This is a genomic window from Meridianimarinicoccus marinus, assembly GCF_040689105.1.
Taxonomy (GTDB): domain Bacteria; phylum Pseudomonadota; class Alphaproteobacteria; order Rhodobacterales; family Rhodobacteraceae; genus Meridianimarinicoccus; species Meridianimarinicoccus marinus.
In genome coordinates, this window is the sequence record NZ_JBFBVU010000006.1 from 85,029 (window position 1) to 103,445 (window position 18,417).

Consider the following 18,417-nt stretch of genomic DNA (forward strand, 5'->3'; position numbering starts at 1 on the left):
GTTTCGCGCGCAACGCCCAACAATGGGTCGGTTTGCGAACGGACGGCGGTGAGGACCGGCCCCACCGCCGGAGGGATCAGTCTTCGTCGCTCATCACGCCCCAGAGGAACGCGCCAAGCGCACCGCCAACCAGCGGCGCCACCCAGAACATCCAGAGCTGCTCCAGCGCCGGGCCTTCGGCGAAGAAGGCCACCCCGGTGGAGCGCGCCGGGTTCACCGAAGTGTTGGTCACCGGGATCGAGATCAGGTGGATCAGGGTCAGCCCCAGCCCGATGGCAATGGGAGCAAAGCCCGCTGGCACCAGGGACGATGTGGCACCCAGGATGATGATCAGGAAGGCCGCGGTCAGCACCACTTCGATGACCAGCGCCGACATCAGCGAATAGCCCATGGGCGAGGCCTCGCCATAGCCGTTGGAGGCAAACCCGCCGACCCCGGCAAAATCGGGTTGGCCCGAGACGATCAGGTAAAGCACCGCTGCAGCGGCGACCGAGCCCAGAGTCTGGGCGATCCAATAGGGCGGCAGATCCTTGAGGTCGAACCGACCGGCGACGGTCAGCCCCAGGGTGACGGCAGGGTTGAAATGCCCGCCCGAGATGCCGCCCACCGCATAGGCCATGGTCAGCACGGTCAGGCCGAAGGCAAAGGCGACGCCCAGCCAGCCGATCCCCACATCGGGCACACCGGCGGCCAGCACGGCAGCGCCGCAGCCGCCGAACACAAGCCAGAAGGTGCCAATGAACTCCGCCATCAATCTATTGGTCATGAAACACTCCGCAGTTGGTCAGGTTGGTTAACCGCAGTCTGCAACAGGCCCGGCGCGGCGCAAGCGATTTCAAGCGGTTGCAGGCGCGAAAGCGGCAAAAAGGCACCGCACGTCATGCGCGATGCCCTTCACTTGCCCATCCGGTGCGTGCGGGTCAGATGTCGCGATAGATCTCGACGATCCGCGCTACCGCGTCCTCGGCCGAGACCTCGACGCTGTCGCCGGTCTTGCGCGAGGTCAGCTCGACCACGCCGTTTTTCAGGCCGCGCGGCCCGACAGTGATCCGCCACGGCAGGCCGATCAGATCCATGGTGGCGAATTTCGCCCCGGCGCGTTCGTCGCGGTCGTCGTACAGCGGCTCCAGCCCGGCCCTGGTCAGCGCGGCATACAGGTCCGCACAGGCCCCATCGGTCGCCGCATCGCCCTGACGCAGGTTGACGATGCCGCAATGGAAGGGGGTCACGCCTTCGGGCCAGATGATGCCCTTGTCGTCGTGGCTGGCTTCGATGATCGCGCCCAACAGGCGGCTGACGCCGATGCCGTGGCTGCCCATGTGCACCGGGATCTGTTCCTGCTTGTCGTTGATGACCGTGGCGCCCAGAGCGTCGGAATACTTGGTACCGAAATAGAAGATCTGCCCGACCTCGATGCCGCGCGCCACGCGGCGGCGCTCTTCCGGGATCTGGTCGAACAGGGCAGCGTCATGGGTTTCGTCGGTGCGGGCATAACGCGAGGTGAACTCGTCCAGCACGCCCTGGCACTGAGCCACGTCGTCATAGTCGATCTCGCGGTCCCCGAAAGTCAGATCGGTGACCTGGCTGTCATAGAACACCTCGGATTCACCGGTGTCGGCCAGAACAAGAAACTCATGCGTATAGTCGCCGCCGATGGGGCCGCCATCGGCGCGCATCGGGATCGCCTGAAGGCCCATACGTTCATAGGTGCGCAAGTACGCGACCAGGTGCCGGTTGTAGGCGTGCAGCGCGTCGTCCTTGGTCAGGTCGAAGTTGTAGCCATCCTTCATCAGGAACTCGCGCCCCCGCATCACGCCGAAACGCGGGCGGATCTCGTCGCGGAACTTCCACTGGATGTGATAGAGCGTCAGCGGCAGATCCTTGTAGCTTTTGACGTAGCTGCGGAAAATGTCGGTGATCAGCTCTTCATTGGTGGGGCCATACAGCATGTCGCGGCCATGGCGGTCGGTGACGCGCAGCATTTCCTCGCCATAGTCGTCATAGCGGCCGGATTCGCGCCACAGGTCCGCCGATTGCAGCGTCGGCATCAGCATCGGAATGTGGCCGGCGCGGATCTGTTCCTCGTTCACGATCTGCTCGATCCGCTTCAGCACCCGGTAGCCCAGCGGCAGCCAGGAATAGATCCCGGCACTGGCCTGCTTGATCATTCCGGCCCGCAGCATCAGGCGGTGGCTGGCGATCTGCGCCTCGGCGGGGGTTTCCTTGAGGACCGGCAGGAAGTAGCGGGACAAGCGCATGTCGGGCACCTTTGTAACTGGCATTTGGCGTTCAAGACCGCTTAGGCCATCCCGGCAGGGCAGACAAGCGCGCCCGCACCCCAAGGCGCCGATGCGCCTGCGGCATGAATCCTTGCGCCCGTCTGGACCATGGGCGATGAAAGGGCGAACCGCAGGAGGAAGCATGGCCCTACCCGTCCAGACCCAGGCCAAGATCTGGGGCACCGTTGCCGTGGTGTTCTTTGCCGTGCTCTGGGCCCTGGGCAACGTCCTGCTGCCGTTCCTGATCGGCAGTGCCATCGCCTATCTGCTGGATCCGCTGGCCGACCGGCTGGAGGCGCGAGGTCTGTCGCGCACGGCCGCAACGGCGGTGATCTCGGTCGGCTTCGCCTTGGTGGCGGCGGCGGGGCTGTTGATCATCGTCCCGGCGATGATCCGGCAGTTGATCGACCTGATCCAGCTGGCCCCGGAACTGACCGCGCAGGCACGCACCTTTATCGAGACCCGGTTCCCCTCGATCGGCGAGCAGATCAGCCAGTTGCATGGCAATATGCCCGGCATCGGCGACACCATCCGCGAACGCGGCGTGGCTGTCCTGACCAGCGTGCTGAGCGGGGCCATGAGCTTCGTCAACGTGGTGGTTCTGATCTTCGTGGTGCCGGTGGTCACGGTCTACATGCTGCTGGACTGGGACCGGATGGTGGCACAGATCGACTCGCTGCTGCCCCGCGACCACGCGCCGACGCTGCGCCGTCTGGCCGCCGAAATGGATCGCACCATGGCCGGCTTCATCCGGGGTCAGGGTCTGGTCTGCCTGATCCAGGGCAGCTTCTATGCGGTGGCGCTGATGCTGGTGGGGCTGAACTTCGGCCTGCTCGTGGGCGTCTTTGCCGGGCTGATCTCCTTCATCCCCTTCGTGGGATCACTGGTCGGCGGCGCGCTGTCCATCGGGCTGGCGCTGTTCCAGTTCTGGGATCAGCCGCTGATGATCCTGCTGGTGGCCGGGATCTTCGCCTTCGGGCAGGTGGTCGAGGGCAATTTCCTGACCCCCAAGCTGGTCGGTGGCTCGGTCGGGCTGCATCCGGTCTGGCTGTTGCTGGCGCTGTCGGTCTTCGGGACATTGTTCGGTTTTGCCGGGATGCTGGTCGCCGTGCCGATCTCGGCGATGATCGGGGTTCTGGTGCGGTTTGCTGTCGAACAATACCGTTCCGGGCGGCTGTACCTCGGGATCGGGTCCCGGCGTGCGGCCGAGGCGCCGGCAGAACGGGATGACCCCGCCGCAGAATGACCGAGACGCAGCTGCCCCTCGACCTGTCGCCGGACCCGCGCCTTGGCCGGGCCGAGTTCCTGCCCGCGCCGTCCAACGCGGCCGGGCTGTTCGCCGTGGACAACTGGCGCGACTGGCCCAACCACCGGATGCTGCTGTGCGGACCGCTGGGCGCGGGGCGGACCCATCTGGCGGCGATCTGGGCGCGCGACACCGGGGCCGCGATGCTGTCGGGGGCGCGGCTGGAAACTCCGCCCGCCCCCGCGCCGGCCTATGTGGTGGATGACGCGCATCTGGTGGCCGGGCATCCGGCCCGCGAAGAAATGCTGTTCCACCTGTTCAACCGGGTGACCGCCGCCCGCGCGCCGCTGCTGCTGACCGCGCCCGACACCCCCGGCACATGGGGGCTGGCCCTGCCGGATCTTCTCAGCCGAATGCTGACCCTTGCCGTCACCCGCATCGACGCACCCAACGACACGCTGCTGCAAATGGCGCTGGTCAAGCTCTTTGACGACCGTCAGGTGCCGGTCACACCCGAGACCATTACTTATCTGACCCGGCGTCTCGATCGCTCCCTCAGCACCGCCGAGCGTGTGGTCGAAGCCCTTGACCGCGCCTCGCTCAGCCGTCAAAAACGGATTTCCCGCGTGATGGCCGCGCAGGTGCTTGAGGATCCCGACGCATTCCTCGCACTCTCCGGCCCGGATGCGGAGGACACCGACGCCCCCTGACCCAAGGATGCCCTGCCCCAGATGACCGCCGCCGATTTCCTGAACACGCCCCTCCCGGAACCTGTCGAGTTGCACGACACCGACCTGACCGGACCCGCGCGGTTCTTCAATCGCGAACTGTCCTGGCTGGCCTTCAACTGGCGCGTGCTGGAAGAGGCGGAAAACCGCGCCGTGCCGCTGCTGGAACGGGTGCGCTTTGTCTCGATCTCGGCCAACAACCTGGACGAATTCTATACCGTGCGCGTGGCGGGCCTGCGCGAACTGGCCCGCGAAGGCCACACCACGCCTGCGGCCGACGGATTGCTGCCGGCCGAGCAACTGGCGCTGATCGACAAGAACGCCCGCGCTCTGATGCAATCGCAACAGCGGGTGTTCGCCCTTCTGCGCAAGGAAATGGAAGCCGAAGGCATCTTCCTGCTGACCCGCCGCAAGCTGACCGCTGCCGACAAGCGCCATCTTGAACAGGTGTTCCTCAGCCAGGTGTTCCCGGTGCTGTCGCCACTGGCGGTAGACCCGGCGCATCCCTTCCCCTTCATCCCCAACACCGGGTTCTCGCTGGCGCTGATGCTGGAACGGCGGTCCGACAAGAAACCGCTGCGCGCCCTGCTGCCGATCCCGCAGCAGATCGACCGGTTCGTGCCGCTGCCTGCCAAGCCCGGCCAGTTGCGGTATCTGCCGCTGGAAGAGCTTCTGCTGCTGCATCTGGACAGCCTGTTTCCCGGTTATGACCTGAAGGGCGAATGCTCGTTCCGGGTGCTGCGCGACAGCGATCTGGAGGTCGAGGAAGAGGCCGAGGATCTGGTGCGCGAGTTCGAAACCGCCCTTAAGCGCCGCCGCCGGGGCGAGGTGATCCGGCTGAAGATCTCGACCAATGCACCGGGCGAGTTGACCCGTGTCATCACCGAACAGCTGCACGTCAGCGGCGACGAGGTGATCGAGACGCGCGGCATGATCGGGATTGTCGATGTCAAGGAACTGGTCACCGATGCGCGCCCCGATCTGCTGTGGCCTTCCTACACCCCGCGGGTGCCGGAACGCGTGCAGGACCATGACGGCGACATGTTCGCAGCCATCAGGCAGAAGGACATGCTGCTACACCACCCCTACGAGACTTTCGACATGGTGGTGCGCTTCCTCAAGCAGGCAGCGCAGGATCCCAATGTTCTGGCGATCAAGCAGACGCTGTACCGCACCTCGCACAACAGCCCGATCGTCGAGGCGCTGTGCGAAGCCGCCGAGGACGGCAAGTCGGTCACCGCGCTGGTCGAACTGAAGGCCCGGTTCGACGAGGCCGCCAACATCCGCCAGTCGCGCCGTCTGGAACGCGCCGGCGCCCATGTGGTCTACGGGTTTGTCAACTACAAGACACACGCCAAGATAAGCTCGGTGGTGCGGCGCGAGGGCGACAAGTTGGTCACCTATTCGCACTGGGGCACCGGCAATTACCATCCGATCACGGCGCGGATCTATACCGACCTGAGCTTCTTCACCTGCGACGAAGGGCTGGGCCGCGATGCCACCAAGGTCTTCAACTACCTGTCGGGCTATGCCCCGCCCGTGGGTCTGGAGAACCTCTCGCTCAGCCCCAAGGACATGAAGGCCGACATCATCGAGATGCTGGAAGCCGAGGCCGACCACGCCCGCGCCGGACGCCCGGCCGAGGTCTGGATCAAGATGAACTCGCTGATCGAACCGCAGGTCATCGACGCGCTGTACCGGGCAAGCCAGGCCGGGGTGAAGATCCTCTGCGTCATCCGCGGCATCTGCGGGTTGCGCCCCGGCGTGAAGGGGTTGTCCGAAACCATCCGGGTGAAATCCATCGTCGGGCGATTTCTGGAACACTCCCGCATTGCCTGTTTCGGCAATGGCGGTGGCTTGCCGTCGGACCAGTCGCGGGTGTTCATCTCGTCCGCCGACTGGATGGGGCGCAACCTGAACCGCCGGGTCGAAACGCTGGTCGAATGTCACAACTGGACGGTGAAGAAGCAGATCGTCGATCAGATCATGGTCGCCAACCTGCATGATCGGGCCCAAAGCTGGGTGCTGAACCCCGATGGCAGCTTCACCCGTGTTCTGGATGACCAGCCCGAAAAGCTGTTCAACTGTCACCGGTTCTTCATGGAAAACCCGTCGCTGTCGGGGCGCGGATCAGCCGGGGCGGACGATGTGCCACGGCTGACCACACGTCCCTTGCTGACTCACGAAAGTTGACGCGGAAGGCCATGGCGGGCAAGGTCGCCCCCGCCGGGCTGAGGGAAAGGGCGCGCGATGGTGCAGGATCTGCTGGCGGACTGGGGTCCGTTCGGACACCCGTTGTTTCAAGATCCCCGGGCCCGCAAGCTGTCCCGTGTGGGCGTTGTGGACGTGGGATCGAACTCCATTCGTCTTGTGGTCTTTGACGGCGCGGCCCGTTCGCCCGCCTATTTCTACAACGAAAAGGTCATGTGCGGGCTGGGCAAGGGACTGGCCGACACCGGCCGTCTGAACCCCGAAGGCAAGACCCGCGCGCTGGACGCGCTGCAACGGTTCCAGTCGCTCGCAGACGGTCTGGGGCTGGAGCCGCTGAACGCCGTGGCCACCGCCGCCATGCGCGAGGCCGAGGACGGTCCCGAATTCCGCGAAGAGATCGAACGCAAGACCGGCCTGAAACTCTATGTCATCGACGGCCAGGAAGAGGCGCGGCTGGCGGCGCAAGGGGTGCTGCTGGGCTGGCCCCGCGCCGAAGGTCTGGTCTGCGACATCGGGGGCTCGTCCATGGAAATGGCCCAGGTGTCGCGCGGCAAGGTCGGCAACCGCGAAACCTCGGCGCTGGGACCGCTGAAACTGCGCGATGTGAAGGGCGGCAAGAAGGCGCTGCGCAACCATATCGACAGCGAGTTGAACACGCTGAAAGAGGCGCTTGGCGCAACGGACGACCGTCTGTTCCTTGTCGGCGGCTCATGGCGGGCGATTGCCAAGCTGGACATGGTGCGGCGCGACTATCCACTCAGGGTTCTGCATGAATACAGGATGTTGCCAGACGACCTTGAAGAAACTTTGGACTGGATCAAGAACACAGATCCAGAGGAGTTACGCAGTCTGGCCGGCATCTCGTCGGGGCGGATGGCGCTGGTGCCGGACGCGGCGGATGTCTTGTTGGGCGTGCTGCGCGTGTTCGATCCCAAGGATATTTTCGTGTCCTCCTACGGCCTGCGCGAAGGGCTGCTGTACGAACAGATGCCGCAGGTGCTGCGCGACCGCGACCCGCTGATCGAGGCGGCGCGCTTCGCCGAAGCCAAGGATGCCCGCGTGCCGGGGTTCGGCAAGGCGCTGTACCGGTTCATCCGGCCGATCTATGCGAAAGAGCCGCTGGCCCTGCGGCGACTGGTCAAGGCGGCCTGCCTGCTGCATGACGTCAGCTGGCGCACTCATCCCGACTATCGCGCGGATGTCTGTTTCGACTATGCCACCCGCGCCAATTTCGGCGGGCTTAGCCATGCCGAGCGGATTTTCCTGGGGCTGGCACTGCTGCACCGCTACAAGAACAGCCGCGCCAATGGGCGCTTTGATGCGCTGGTGGATCTGATTGATCCCGAAGACGTCACCCGCGCCGAGGTTCTGGGCCGCGCCATGCGCTTTGGCGCCATGTTCACCGCCCAGCGGGCCGAACAGATGGGCACCCTGCGCTGGCAGCCCAAGGAACGGAAACTGGGGCTGACCATCGGGCCACAGGCGATGACCCTCTATGGAGAGGTCGCCCAGGCCCGGTTTGCCTCGCTGGCGCGCGCCCTTGAGGCTGAAACCGAGGTTGTCGCCCTCAGCCGGGCCAAGCCGGGTTAGCTGGGCTCTCCCGGCGGGACCATCGCGCGCAACATGGAATGCCAGTGCAGGCCCGAGGCCACCACACAGGCGCGCCCGTTGGCCTCGGTCACGACAATGGTCCAGCTGCCGCTGATCGGGTCGTTCCAGACCTCAAGAAGCTGGGTTGCGGATTGCAGGCCGGCAGCGGACAGGCGTTCGCCATAGGTCTTTTCCAGGGTTCTGGCGATCACCTCGCGCGGCGCGCAGGCCGTCGGCGATTGCGCATGAACTGGCGGCGCTGTGGCTGCGGCGCCAAAGATAAGGGCTGCGGATATCAAGCGTTTGAACATAGTGTCCTCCATCAGGTTGGAAGACGCATCCCGGCGGGCGCCGAAACGCGCCTCATACCCTTAATATCAGACTCTCGGGCATCCGCGACAAGGCGGGATACCCTCAACGTGATGCCAGGTGACAGGCAGAGTTTGGAAAATATTTCCCGTTCACGCGCGGGAATTTGATATTTCTTCCCAAGCGCTGTTCACCGCGATCAACCGTTTCTCGGCCAGCTTGATGGCTTCTTCCGGCAGGCCCCGCGACATCATCCGGTCGGGATGGGTCTCGCGCACCAACTGCCGCCAGGCCGCGCGCACCTCGGGCAGGGGCGTGTCGGGTGTCACACCCAGCACGTCATAAGGATCCGGCGCCATGTCGGGCACGAACCGCCTGCGGATGCGTGCCACTTCTGCCGCGTCCAGACCGAAGATCTCGGCCACCTGGCTGAGGAAATCATGCTCGGAGGGGTGGTATTCGCCATCGGCCACCGCGACGTAATACAGCCCCTCCATCAGGTCGTAGAGTGCGCGGTGACCTTCGCCGAACATGCGGCGGATGCGGTGGGCATAGACCTCGAACCCGGCCACGTCCTGCCGGGCCAGGTTGAACACCCGCGCGGCGTTGGCCTCTTCCGATTGTGGGATGTGGAACACCTGCCGGAAGGCAGCAACCTCGTCACGGGTCACCTGCCCGTCGGCTTTGGCCATCTTGGCGCCAAGCGCAATCACGGCGATGGTGAAAGCCACCGAGCGTTCCGGCGGCGTGCGCAGCCGGTCGAACACATCGGCCAGCGGCTGCCCCTGGGTGAGGGCAGACAGGGCATCGGCAATTCGGGTCCAGATCGACATGGGCGCAGGCTAACCGATTGTGCAGGCGCGAAAAGGGGCAACTTGGCCGCTGGCGCGCATTTCCTGCCGTGCTAGGCTGGCCGGACCCTTCTTTCGTTGACCCGGAGTTCCCATGACCGCCCCCCTGCACACCGGAAGCTGCCGCTGCGGACAGGTTCGCATGACCCTTTCGGCCAAACCGCTGATGACTTCGGCCTGCCATTGCCGGGGCTGTCAGCAGATGACCGCCAGCGCCTTTTCACTCAGCGCGCTGGTGCCCGCCGCGGCCCTACTGGTGGAGGGCGCAGACCCGGTGATCGGCGGGTTGCATGGGGCCGAGCAGCGGCATCATTTCTGCCCGCATTGCCTGAGCTGGATCTTCACCCGCATCACCGGGCTTGAGGACTACGTGAACCTGCGCAGCGTCCTGTTCGACGGGCTGGCGGATCAACCGCCCTTCATGGCCACTTGCACCGCCGAAGCCTTGCCCTGGGCGCACACCGGCGCCACCGTCAGCTTTGCCGGGATGCCCAGCGAGGCGGATTTCTACGACGCGATGGGACGGTTCGAGGTTCAGTCCGCAGGCTGATCGTCCATGATCTTCTGCATCAGCACCAGATCCAGCCAACGGCCAAACTTGCGCCCCACCTGCGGCATCCGCCCGGTTTCGGCATAGCCCAGGGCGGTGTGAAACTGCCGGGCTGCGTGGTTATCGGCGTCGATGGCGGCAACCATGACATGGACCCCGGCGGCGGCGGCCTGCGCCTCCAGCACCTGCATCAGGGCGCGACCGGCGCCCTGCCCGCGCGCCTGCGGGGTCAGGAAGATCGAATGCTCCATGGTGTGGTCATAGCCGTCGCCGCCGCGAAACCGGTCGTAGGTGGCAAAGCCCAGCACCGTGCCCACCGCATCCACCACGACCCACAGATCGCGTCCCGCCGCACGCCGGGCCGCGATCAGATCGGCGACCTGGGGGGCGGTCCATTCGTTGGTGTGAAAGATGGCGGTGGTCTGGCGCACCACATCGGTGCGGATCGCGGCAATGGCCGCGTGATGGTCGGGGGTGGCCGGCAGAATCTTCATGCCCCCGACATAGCAGGACGCCGCGCGGGCGGCGTCCTGAAAATCATGGTCTGACGACAGGGAAGACTCTCAGGCCGCCTGCGACCGCGCCTTGCGGATCAGGGTCAGGATGTCCTTGGCGGCCTCGGGAATATTTGTGCCCGGCCCGAAGATCGCCTTCACTCCGGCCCTGGTCAGGAAGTCATAATCCTGCTGCGGGATCACGCCGCCACAGATGACGATGATGTCCCCGGCGCCCTGGGCTTTCAGCTCTTCGATCAGCTGCGGTGCCAGCGTCTTGTGACCGGCAGCCTGCGAGGAAATCCCCACCACATGCACATCGTTGTCGATGGCATCCTGCGCAGCCTCGGCGGGCGTCTGGAACAGCGGCCCCACGTCCACGTCAAAGCCGATGTCGGCAAAGGCAGTGGCGATGACCTTGGCGCCCCGGTCGTGCCCGTCCTGCCCCATCTTCACCACCAGCATGCGCGGGCGGCGGCCTTCGGCCTCGGCGAAGTCCTCGATGCTGGACTGGATGGCGGCGAAATCGTCGTCGCCCTCATAGGCGGCGCCATAGACCCCGGCCAGCGTCTTGACCTCGGCACGATGGCGGCCGAATTCCTTTTCCATTGCCATGCTGATTTCTCCAACGGATGCACGGGCGCGCGCGGCCTCTACCGCCGCTTCCAGCAGATTGCCGCCCTCTTTGGCGCGACGGGTCAGTTCGGCCAGGGCAGCCTCGCAGGCGGCCTCGTCGCGTGTGGCGCGGATCTTTTCCAGACGGGCGATCTGCGAGTCCCGCACCTTGACGTTGTCCACGTCCAGAATGTCGATCGGGTCTTCCTTGGCCAGACGGTGCTTGTTGACCCCGACGATCACCTCTTCGCCGCGATCGATCATGGCCTGACGGCGGGCGGCGGATTCCTCGATCCGCAATTTGGGCATCCCCGAGGCGACGGCCTTGGTCATGCCGCCCATCTCCTCGACTTCCTCGATCAGCTTCCAGGCTTCCTCAGCCAGTTGCGACGTCAGGGTTTCGACGTAATACGACCCTGCCAGCGGATCGACGACCTTGGTCACCCCGGTTTCTTCCTGAAGGATGATCTGGGTGTTGCGGGCGATCCGGGCCGAGAACTCGGTCGGCAGGGCAATGGCTTCGTCCAGCGCGTTGGTGTGCAGCGACTGGGTGCCGCCCAGAACCGCCGACATCGCCTCATAGGCGGTGCGGATCACGTTGTTGTAGGGATCCTGCTCCTGCAGCGACACGCCCGAGGTCTGGCAATGGGTGCGCAGCATCTTGGAACGGTCCGACTTGGCCCCGAACTCGGTCATGATGCGATGCCACAGCATCCGCGCGGCGCGCAACTTGGCCGCTTCCATGAAGAAATTCATGCCGATGGCGAAGAAGAAGCTGAGACGTCCAGCGAATTTGTCCACATCCATGCCGGCCTCGATGGCAGCGCGCACGTATTCGCGTCCGTCGGCCAGCGTATAGGCCAGCTCCTGCACCAGGTTCGCGCCGGCTTCCTGCATGTGGTAGCCGGAGATCGAGATCGAGTTGAACTTCGGCATCTCGTTGCTGGTGTATTCGATGATGTCCGAGATGATCCGCATCGACGGCTCGGGCGGGTAGATATAGGTGTTGCGCACCATGAACTCTTTCAGAATGTCGTTCTGAATGGTCCCGGACAGCAGGCTGCGGTCATGGCCCTGCTCTTCCCCCGCGACGATGAAATTCGCCAGGATCGGGATCACCGCGCCGTTCATGGTCATCGAGACCGACACCTTGTCCAGCGGGATGCCGTCGAACAGGATCTTCATGTCCTCGACGCTGTCGATGGCGACGCCCGCCTTGCCGACATCACCCACAACGCGTTCATGGTCGCTGTCATAGCCCCGGTGCGTGGCCAGATCGAAGGCGACAGAAACCCCCTGCTGCCCGGCGGCAAGGTTCTTGCGGTAGAAGGCGTTTGATTCCTCGGCGGTGGAAAAGCCCGCGTACTGGCGGATGGTCCAGGGACGACCCGCGTACATGGTCGCCTTCACGCCGCGCGTGAACGGTCCGAATCCCGGCAGTTCGCCCATCTGCGGCAGGGCGGCTGTATCGGCCTCGGTATACAGCGGCTTGACGTCGATTCCCTCCAAAGTGGTCCAGGTCAGATCGTCCAGAGGCCGGCCGCGCAATTCTTTTTCGGCCAGGGATTTCCAGGTGTCCAGCTTGTCGCTCATGCGCAGGCCCTTTCTAGATAGGGGTCCGGCCGCCCGTCAGGCGCAGGTCCGGCAGGACGTGAGAAGAACGTAGGGGAAGGCAAAGCACGATGCGGTGAAATCGCCTGTGCTTCGCGCCCTCCCCCGCCTATATTTTCAGGAACGGGAGGCCGCATGAGACCTTTAAGATCACTCGCATTCGCCGTTCTGACGCTTTCGATGGCCGCCATCTTTCCGGTGTCGGCCCAGGACATGGACCGACCGCTGCTGACCGAGGCCACGGAACTGGAGCAGTTTCTCTGGGTTGCCCGGCCCGTGGTGGTCTTTGCCGACACGCCCAATGATCCGCGCTTCATCAAGCAGATCGAACTGCTGAACGCCCGCAAGGGGGAGCTTTGGGCGCGTGACGTGGTGGTGATTGCCGACACCGACCCGGCGGCAAAATCCGCGCTGCGGACGCAGTTGCGCCCGCGCGGCTTCCAGCTGACGCTGGTGGGCAAGGACGGCAAGGTTGCGCTGCGCAAGCCCGAGCCCTGGGATGTGCGCGAACTGACCCGCGCCATCGACAAGATGCCCCTGCGCAAGCAGGAGATCCGCGACGCGGCAGGCGGCGCCGGGTAGTCCCGCCGCCGCGCTGGTGTCGCGATCCGGGCGCAAGGGCTCGGATCCGCCAGCCGGGATATGGCTGGCCTGTGCGTCATTCGAATTCCATGATCACATCATCCACCGCCAGGCTGTCGCCGGCGCTGGCGTTGACCTTCGAAACCTTGCCGGATTTCTCGGCGCGCAGGATGTTTTCCATTTTCATGGCTTCCACCGTACACAACGCCTGACCTTCCTGAACCTCGTCGCCGACCTCGACATCGACTTTCACGATCAGGCCGGGCATCGGGCACAGCAGCATCTTCGATGTATCGGGTGCCATCTTCTCCGGCATCAGCCGCGCCAGTTCGGCAGCGCGCGGCGTGCGCACCTGCACCTTCAGGTCGGCGCCACGGGTGCGCAGGCGGAAGCCGCCGGTCACCTTGCCCACCTTCATCACCAGCGGACTGCCGTCCACATCCACATTGGCCAGGCTATCGCCGGGCGTCCAGTCCGACGCCACCCGCAGGCTGCCGCCGTCGTCGAAGCGGATGGTCGAGCCTTGGGCATCCGCCGCGATCACCACCGGGAATTCCTCGTCCTGCAGGGTGACCACCCAGTCGGTGCCCACTTTACGTTCGTGGTTGTCCATACGGCCCGACACGCGGGTGCGGCGAATCTCGGCGATCCGGTACATGGCGGCGGCGGCGGCGGCGATGCGTTTCAACTCGGTGTCCGGCAGGGTCACGCCTTCGAAGCCATCGGGAAATTCCTCGGCGATGAAGGCCGTGGTCATTTCGCCCGAGATGAACTTGGGATGATCCATCACCGCCGACAGGAACGGCAGGTTGTGACCGATGCCCTCGACCTCGAAGCTGTCCAGCGCCACGCGCATCGCCTCGATGGCCTCCGACCGGCTGGGCGCCCAGGTGCACAGCTTGGCGATCATCGGGTCGTAGTACATCGAGATCTCGCCGCCCTCATAGACGCCAGTATCGTTGCGCACGGCGGTCGGGCCTTGCGGCGCCTCGCCCTGCCATTTGCCGTTGACCAGCAGCGGACCGGCGGCCACTTCGGCGGGCGGGCGGTAGGCGGTCAGACGACCAATGGACGGCAGGAAACCGCGATAGGGATCCTCGGCATACAGCCGGTTCTCGATGGCCCAGCCGGTCAGCTTCACATCGTCCTGGGTGAAGCTCAGCGGCTCACCGGCGGCGACGCGGATCATCTGTTCGACCAGATCGACGCCGGTGATCAGCTCGGTCACCGGGTGCTCCACCTGCAGGCGGGTGTTCATTTCAAGGAAGTAGAAGTTCTTCTCGCCATCGACGATGAATTCCACGGTCCCGGCACTGGCGTAGCCCACGGCCTGTGCCAGTGCGACGGCCTGTTCGCCCATCGCCTTGCGGGTGGCTTCGTCCAGGAAGGGCGACGGCGCCTCTTCGACAACTTTCTGGTTGCGGCGCTGGATCGAGCATTCGCGTTCGCCCAGATAGACCCCGTTGCCGTGCTTGTCGCAGAGCACCTGAATTTCGATGTGGCGCGGCTGGGTGACGAATTTCTCGATGAAGATCCGGTCATCGCCAAAGCTGCTGGCGGCCTCGTTCTTCGAGGACTGGAAACCTTCGCGCGCCTCGGCGTCGTTCCACGCGATCCGCATCCCCTTGCCACCACCACCGGCAGAGGCCTTGATCATCACCGGGTAGCCGATCTGGTTCGAGATCTTCACCGCCTCGTCGGCATCCGCGATCAGCCCCATGTAGCCGGGCACGGTGGACACGCCCGCTTCCTGGGCAATCTTTTTCGAGGTGATCTTGTCGCCCATGGCCTCGATCGCCGGGACCGGCGGGCCGACGAATTCCACGCCCTCTGCTTTAAGAGCTTCGGCGAACTTGCTGTTTTCAGACAGGAAACCGTATCCGGGATGCACCGCCTGCGCGCCGCTTTCCTTGACCGCCGCCATCACCTTGTCGATGACGATATAGGACTGGTTGGCCGGCGGCGGACCGATGTGGATGGCCTCGTCAGCCATCTGCACATGCAGCGCCTTGCGGTCGGCATCGGAATAGATGGCAACCGTCTGGATCCCCATCTTCCGCGCCGACTTGATGACACGGCAGGCGATTTCCCCGCGGTTGGCGATCAGGATTTTATTGAACATGTTGCCTTTTCCTCTTCAGTCCTGCCCGGTGCGGCCCCGCCACCTCCGGAAATCTCGGTGTTGTCAGCGCCGCCGTTTCAGGCGTCGTCTGCATCGTCTTCGCCGTCCCAGACCTCGTCTTCATCTTGGAACAAGGCCGGAAATCCGGCGCGCGCCGCCCGCATATCCACTTGCAGCAGCGCCTCGTAACTCTCTGGATCGAAGGGATCCTCGGCGGCCACGACCTCGCGCCCCAGCAGCCAGCTCAGCCGCCCGGCGTCCAGGTTGCCGCGCTCGAATGGCGCCTCGCCGAAATGGTCGATCAGGGCGCCCAGAAAGGCGGCATCGGCGCGCCGGTCGGCGGGTTTTCGGTCCTTATACCGCTCCCGCGCCTTCAGCGGCGTCGCCCCGGCCTTGGAGGCCCGGCGGATGGTGAACTGATAGTCCGTACCGGGCAGCCGTCCGGGAAAACCGCGATGCTTGATCATGCGTTCACCTTCGTTTCGGCCCCGGCGGCCATCTTTGCCGCCTGGGGGCGCAGCCGGGCATGGGTTGCCCAGCGATGTCTGAGGGCGGGAGTTTCCAACATTCGTGCAATACGCGAGCCCAGGCCCCCCGGCACCGGTCCCGCGATCTGACCGCCGGCGCGCAGAAATAGTCCCCCTTCGCGCTCGGACAGCTCAATCACTGGTGAAAACCCCCGCTGGCTGCGCAGTAGACGCCAGAGATCCTTGCGAACCTCGTGCGCCAGAACCCGTGCCCGCAGCCGTGGCAGCCGGGTTGTTGCTTCGACATCGAACCGCGGCGGCAGCCACCGCGCCAATGTCAGACTGTCGTCCGTCTTGACCATGTGCCAGCCGTTGCGCCGCATCATACAGCCCTCCGGCGGACGGCCAGCATCCCCCAACCGCGCGCCCCGGCGGCCGGGCCGCAGGGTCGGGTTGGCACCGTGGCGATGGTGTGAAAGCGGGTCATGCCTTTGCTCCCACAGATTTGCCCAATTCGCCCAGAAACCATGTCAGATGTGGCCAGGGATCGGTGCGCGCCCGTTGCGCCCGCTCTGCCACATAGGCCGCGTACTTTTGGTTTACCGCCAGATAGTGCCGACCGTAGACATCCGTGATCACGGAGCGGTTCAGCGCATCATGCCGGATGCCGGCGGCGACGATGTTCATGGTGTTCAACAAGACGTCCACGTGCTCCTTGTCCTCTTTGGTCAACTCTTCCAGCAACACCACCGACTTTGGAAATTTCCGCTCCAGTGCGATGCGCGAGGTGTCGTAGTACCCCCAGACCGACGCGATGAAATCCAGTGTCGCGATGCGCGTTTCGCGCTTGTGGTTCTCCTGGCCTCCGGTGCGGATCCTGCGGGCCTGGGTCAGGACCGCCGCGATCAGCAACAACTGCATGGCTTCGGTGGTGAAGTACCCCTTCTGCCAGGCCAGTTCGGACAACCAATCCGGTGCCCCCGTGGCGATGATGAGACCCGAGAAAACTCCTAAGATCAGTGTCAGTAGCGGCAGTATCCCCATGACATCCCCCTTGATTGCCATGGGGAGCCTAGCGCATCACAACGGGATGTTGTCGTGCTTTTTCCAAGGGTTGGTGACCTTCTTGTTGCGCAGCGACGCAAAGGCCCGTGCCACTCGTTTGCGGGTCGATTGGGGCATGATCACCTCGTCGATGAAGCCCTTTTCCGCAGCCACGAAGGGATTGGCGAACCGGTTCTCGTAATCGGCGGTGCGGGCGGCGATCTTTTCGGGCTCGCCCAGTTCCGACCGGTACAGGATCTCGGTCGCGCCCTTGGCGCCCATGACCGCGATCTCGGCGGTGGGCCAGGCATAGTTGAAATCGCCGCGCAGGTGTTTCGAGGCCATCACGTCATAGGCGCCGCCATAGGCCTTGCGGGTGATTACCGTCACTTTCGGCACCGTGGCCTCGCCATAGGCGAACAGCAGCTTGGCGCCATGCTTGATGACCCCGCCGTATTCCTGGCTGGTGCCTGGCAGGAAGCCCGGCACGTCGACCAGCGTCAGGATCGGGATCTCGAAGGCGTCGCAGAAGCGCACGAAGCGGGCCGCCTTGCGCGAGCTGTCGATGTCCAGGCAGCCGGCCAGGATCATTGGCTGGTTGGCCACCACACCCACCGTCTGGCCTTCCAGACGGATGAAACCGGTGATCATGTTCTTGGCGTAATCTTCCTGGATCTCGTAGAAATCGCCCTCGTCGGCGGTTTTCACGATCAGCTCTTTCATGTCGTAGGGCTGGTTCGGGTTGTCCGGGATCAGGGTGTCGAGCGACCGCTCGGCCCGGTCGGTCTGGTCGAAAAACGGGCGCACGGGCGGCTTTTCGCGGTTGTTCAGCGGCAGGAAGTCCACCAGGCGGCGCACTTCGGTCAGGGCCTCGACGTCATTGTCGAAGGCGCCATCGGCCACCGAGGATTTCTTGGTGTGGGTCGATGCCCCGCCCAGCTCCTCGGCGGTGACATGTTCGTTGGTGACGGTTTTCACCACGTCCGGACCGGTGACGAACATGTAGGAGGTGTCGCGCACCATGAAGATGAAATCGGTCATCGCCGGCGAATAGACGGCGCCGCCGGCGCAGGGCCCCATGATCACCGAGATCTGCGGTACCACGCCCGAGGCCATGATGTTGCGCTGGAACACCTCGGCATAGCCCGCCAGAGAGGCCACGCCTTCCTGGATCCGCGCCCCGCCCGAGTCGTTAAGACCGATCACCGGCGCGCCGTTCTGCACCGCCATATCCATGATCTTGCAGATCTTTTCCGCGTGGGTTTCCGACAGCGACCCGCCGAAGACGGTGAAATCCTGACTGAAGACATAGACCATGCGGCCGTTGATCGTGCCCCAACCGGTCACCACGCCGTCGCCGGCGGGCCGCTCGGCTTCCATGCCAAAATCGGTGCAGCGATGCGTTTTGAACATGTCGAACTCTTCGAAGGAGTCATCGTCCAGCAACAGTTCGATGCGTTCGCGCGCGGTCAGCTTGCCCTTGCGGTGCTGCGCCTCGATCCGACGCTCACCACCCCCCTGGCGCGCCTCGGTGCGACGATGCTCAAGCTCCTGAAGAATATCTTTCATATGCCGGGTTCCCTTGTTTTGTAGGCACCCTATACATGCGGGGGCAGTCCGCAAAGTGGTATTCAGAAAATTTGCAACTGCTTTTGATACATGCTACTGCAAATTGCATAATTGCAAATATTCAGTGTAGTCAGCACCTTAGTGATTTG

17 protein-coding genes are annotated in these 18,417 nt (G+C 64.4%); 6 read left to right on the forward strand and 11 right to left on the reverse strand.

Features of this window, described 5'->3' with window-relative positions; genetic code table 11:
• Positions 1–76 precede the first annotated feature (76 nt).
• Together aqpZ and proS are read right to left on the reverse strand one after the other, a co-directional pair.
• Positions 77–766 (reverse strand): aquaporin Z, encoded by a 690-nt coding sequence (gene aqpZ / locus AB0T83_RS06995; RefSeq protein ID WP_366192323.1) that lies wholly within the window; start codon positions 764–766, stop codon positions 77–79.
• A gap of 154 nt (positions 767–920) precedes the next feature.
• Positions 921–2,258: a proline--tRNA ligase gene (gene proS, locus AB0T83_RS07000; protein ID WP_366192401.1), complete on the reverse strand. Its 1,338-nt coding sequence runs from the start codon at positions 2,256–2,258 to the stop codon at positions 921–923.
• A 163-nt stretch (positions 2,259–2,421) separates the two neighbouring features.
• Here proS and AB0T83_RS07005 point away from each other — a divergent pair, with 163 nt between their 5' ends.
• Genes AB0T83_RS07005 through AB0T83_RS07020 form a run of 4 tightly spaced genes read left to right on the forward strand, consistent with a single transcriptional unit; the run spans position 2,422 to position 8,054 of the window.
• Positions 2,422–3,525, forward strand: coding sequence for an AI-2E family transporter (locus AB0T83_RS07005; RefSeq protein ID WP_366192324.1), 1,104 nt, complete (start codon positions 2,422–2,424; stop codon positions 3,523–3,525).
• A complete protein-coding gene (locus AB0T83_RS07010) occupies positions 3,522–4,235 on the forward strand; it encodes a P-loop NTPase family protein (RefSeq protein WP_366192325.1) in 714 nt (237 codons plus the stop codon). The genes AB0T83_RS07005 and AB0T83_RS07010 overlap by 4 nt, the downstream gene beginning before the upstream one ends.
• A 21-nt stretch (positions 4,236–4,256) precedes the next feature.
• Positions 4,257–6,446, forward strand: coding sequence for an RNA degradosome polyphosphate kinase (locus AB0T83_RS07015; protein ID WP_366192326.1), 2,190 nt, complete (start codon positions 4,257–4,259; stop codon positions 6,444–6,446).
• A 57-nt stretch (positions 6,447–6,503) separates the two neighbouring features.
• Positions 6,504–8,054, forward strand: a complete 1,551-nt coding sequence (locus tag AB0T83_RS07020) for a Ppx/GppA phosphatase family protein (RefSeq protein ID WP_366192327.1) — start codon at positions 6,504–6,506, stop codon at positions 8,052–8,054.
• On the opposite strand, the gene AB0T83_RS07025 is transcribed toward AB0T83_RS07020, so the two are convergent.
• Together AB0T83_RS07025 and AB0T83_RS07030 are read right to left on the reverse strand one after the other, a co-directional pair.
• Positions 8,051–8,266 (reverse strand): hypothetical protein, encoded by a 216-nt coding sequence (locus tag AB0T83_RS07025; protein ID WP_366192328.1) that lies wholly within the window; start codon positions 8,264–8,266, stop codon positions 8,051–8,053. The two genes, AB0T83_RS07020 and AB0T83_RS07025, sit on opposite strands and share 4 nt — an antisense overlap.
• 249 nt (positions 8,267–8,515) lie before the next feature.
• Positions 8,516–9,196: a TerB family tellurite resistance protein gene (locus AB0T83_RS07030; RefSeq protein ID WP_366192329.1), complete on the reverse strand. Its 681-nt coding sequence runs from the start codon at positions 9,194–9,196 to the stop codon at positions 8,516–8,518.
• Between the two features lie 112 nt (positions 9,197–9,308).
• Here AB0T83_RS07030 and AB0T83_RS07035 point away from each other — a divergent pair, with 112 nt between their 5' ends.
• Complete coding sequence (locus tag AB0T83_RS07035; RefSeq protein WP_366192330.1) at positions 9,309–9,764, forward strand: GFA family protein; 456 nt, start codon at positions 9,309–9,311, stop codon at positions 9,762–9,764.
• On the opposite strand, the gene AB0T83_RS07040 is transcribed toward AB0T83_RS07035, so the two are convergent.
• Together AB0T83_RS07040 and scpA are read right to left on the reverse strand one after the other, a co-directional pair.
• Positions 9,749–10,258, reverse strand: a complete 510-nt coding sequence (locus AB0T83_RS07040) for a GNAT family N-acetyltransferase (protein ID WP_366192331.1) — start codon at positions 10,256–10,258, stop codon at positions 9,749–9,751. The two genes, AB0T83_RS07035 and AB0T83_RS07040, sit on opposite strands and share 16 nt — an antisense overlap.
• 69 nt (positions 10,259–10,327) lie before the next feature.
• Entirely contained in the window at positions 10,328–12,466 is a 2,139-nt protein-coding gene (gene scpA, locus AB0T83_RS07045) for a methylmalonyl-CoA mutase (protein WP_366192332.1), read from the reverse strand.
• 198 nt (positions 12,467–12,664) lie between these two features.
• On the opposite strand from scpA, the gene AB0T83_RS07050 reads away from it, so the two are divergent.
• Positions 12,665–13,066 carry a DUF4174 domain-containing protein gene (locus AB0T83_RS07050; RefSeq protein ID WP_366192333.1) on the forward strand — a complete coding sequence of 134 codons (402 nt, stop codon included), beginning with the start codon at positions 12,665–12,667 and terminating at the stop codon, positions 13,064–13,066.
• 76 nt (positions 13,067–13,142) lie between these two features.
• Here the strand turns inward: AB0T83_RS07050 and AB0T83_RS07055 are convergent, their stop codons facing one another.
• The 5 genes from AB0T83_RS07055 to AB0T83_RS07075 all read right to left on the reverse strand — a co-directional run bounded on the left by AB0T83_RS07055 (position 13,143) and on the right by AB0T83_RS07075 (position 18,268).
• A complete protein-coding gene (locus AB0T83_RS07055; RefSeq protein WP_366192334.1) occupies positions 13,143–15,188 on the reverse strand; it encodes an ATP-binding protein in 2,046 nt (681 codons plus the stop codon).
• A 77-nt stretch (positions 15,189–15,265) separates the two neighbouring features.
• On the reverse strand, positions 15,266–15,655 hold the full coding sequence (locus AB0T83_RS07060; RefSeq protein ID WP_366192335.1) for a hypothetical protein: 390 nt from the start codon (positions 15,653–15,655) through the stop codon (positions 15,266–15,268).
• On the reverse strand, positions 15,652–16,041 hold the full coding sequence (locus tag AB0T83_RS07065) for a hypothetical protein (protein WP_366192336.1): 390 nt from the start codon (positions 16,039–16,041) through the stop codon (positions 15,652–15,654). Before AB0T83_RS07065 ends, AB0T83_RS07060 begins: the two co-directional genes overlap by 4 nt.
• A gap of 97 nt (positions 16,042–16,138) precedes the next feature.
• Positions 16,139–16,699, reverse strand: a complete 561-nt coding sequence (locus tag AB0T83_RS07070) for a DUF4760 domain-containing protein (RefSeq protein WP_366192337.1) — start codon at positions 16,697–16,699, stop codon at positions 16,139–16,141.
• A gap of 36 nt (positions 16,700–16,735) precedes the next feature.
• Complete coding sequence (locus tag AB0T83_RS07075; RefSeq protein ID WP_366192338.1) at positions 16,736–18,268, reverse strand: acyl-CoA carboxylase subunit beta; 1,533 nt, start codon at positions 18,266–18,268, stop codon at positions 16,736–16,738.
• Positions 18,269–18,417: the final 149 nt, after the last annotated feature.

Excerpts from the sequence above, each read along its gene's own strand:
- aqpZ (WP_366192323.1), bottom strand. The coding sequence starts at position 766 with ATGACCAATAGATTGATGGCGGAGTTCATTGGCACCTTCTGGCTTGTG.
- proS (WP_366192401.1), bottom strand. The coding sequence starts at position 2,258 with ATGCGCTTGTCCCGCTACTTCCTGCCGGTCCTCAAGGAAACCCCCGCC.
- AB0T83_RS07005 (WP_366192324.1), top strand. The coding sequence starts at position 2,422 with ATGGCCCTACCCGTCCAGACCCAGGCCAAGATCTGGGGCACCGTTGCC.
- AB0T83_RS07010 (WP_366192325.1), top strand. The coding sequence starts at position 3,522 with ATGACCGAGACGCAGCTGCCCCTCGACCTGTCGCCGGACCCGCGCCTT.
- AB0T83_RS07015 (WP_366192326.1), top strand. The coding sequence starts at position 4,257 with ATGACCGCCGCCGATTTCCTGAACACGCCCCTCCCGGAACCTGTCGAG.
- AB0T83_RS07020 (WP_366192327.1), top strand. The coding sequence starts at position 6,504 with ATGGTGCAGGATCTGCTGGCGGACTGGGGTCCGTTCGGACACCCGTTG.
- AB0T83_RS07030 (WP_366192329.1), bottom strand. The coding sequence starts at position 9,196 with ATGTCGATCTGGACCCGAATTGCCGATGCCCTGTCTGCCCTCACCCAG.
- AB0T83_RS07035 (WP_366192330.1), top strand. The coding sequence starts at position 9,309 with ATGACCGCCCCCCTGCACACCGGAAGCTGCCGCTGCGGACAGGTTCGC.
- AB0T83_RS07040 (WP_366192331.1), bottom strand. The coding sequence starts at position 10,258 with ATGAAGATTCTGCCGGCCACCCCCGACCATCACGCGGCCATTGCCGCG.
- scpA (WP_366192332.1), bottom strand. The coding sequence starts at position 12,466 with ATGAGCGACAAGCTGGACACCTGGAAATCCCTGGCCGAAAAAGAATTG.
- AB0T83_RS07050 (WP_366192333.1), top strand. The coding sequence starts at position 12,665 with ATGGCCGCCATCTTTCCGGTGTCGGCCCAGGACATGGACCGACCGCTG.
- AB0T83_RS07055 (WP_366192334.1), bottom strand. The coding sequence starts at position 15,188 with ATGTTCAATAAAATCCTGATCGCCAACCGCGGGGAAATCGCCTGCCGT.
- AB0T83_RS07060 (WP_366192335.1), bottom strand. The coding sequence starts at position 15,655 with ATGATCAAGCATCGCGGTTTTCCCGGACGGCTGCCCGGTACGGACTAT.
- AB0T83_RS07065 (WP_366192336.1), bottom strand. The coding sequence starts at position 16,041 with ATGATGCGGCGCAACGGCTGGCACATGGTCAAGACGGACGACAGTCTG.
- AB0T83_RS07070 (WP_366192337.1), bottom strand. The coding sequence starts at position 16,699 with ATGGGGATACTGCCGCTACTGACACTGATCTTAGGAGTTTTCTCGGGT.
- AB0T83_RS07075 (WP_366192338.1), bottom strand. The coding sequence starts at position 18,268 with ATGAAAGATATTCTTCAGGAGCTTGAGCATCGTCGCACCGAGGCGCGC.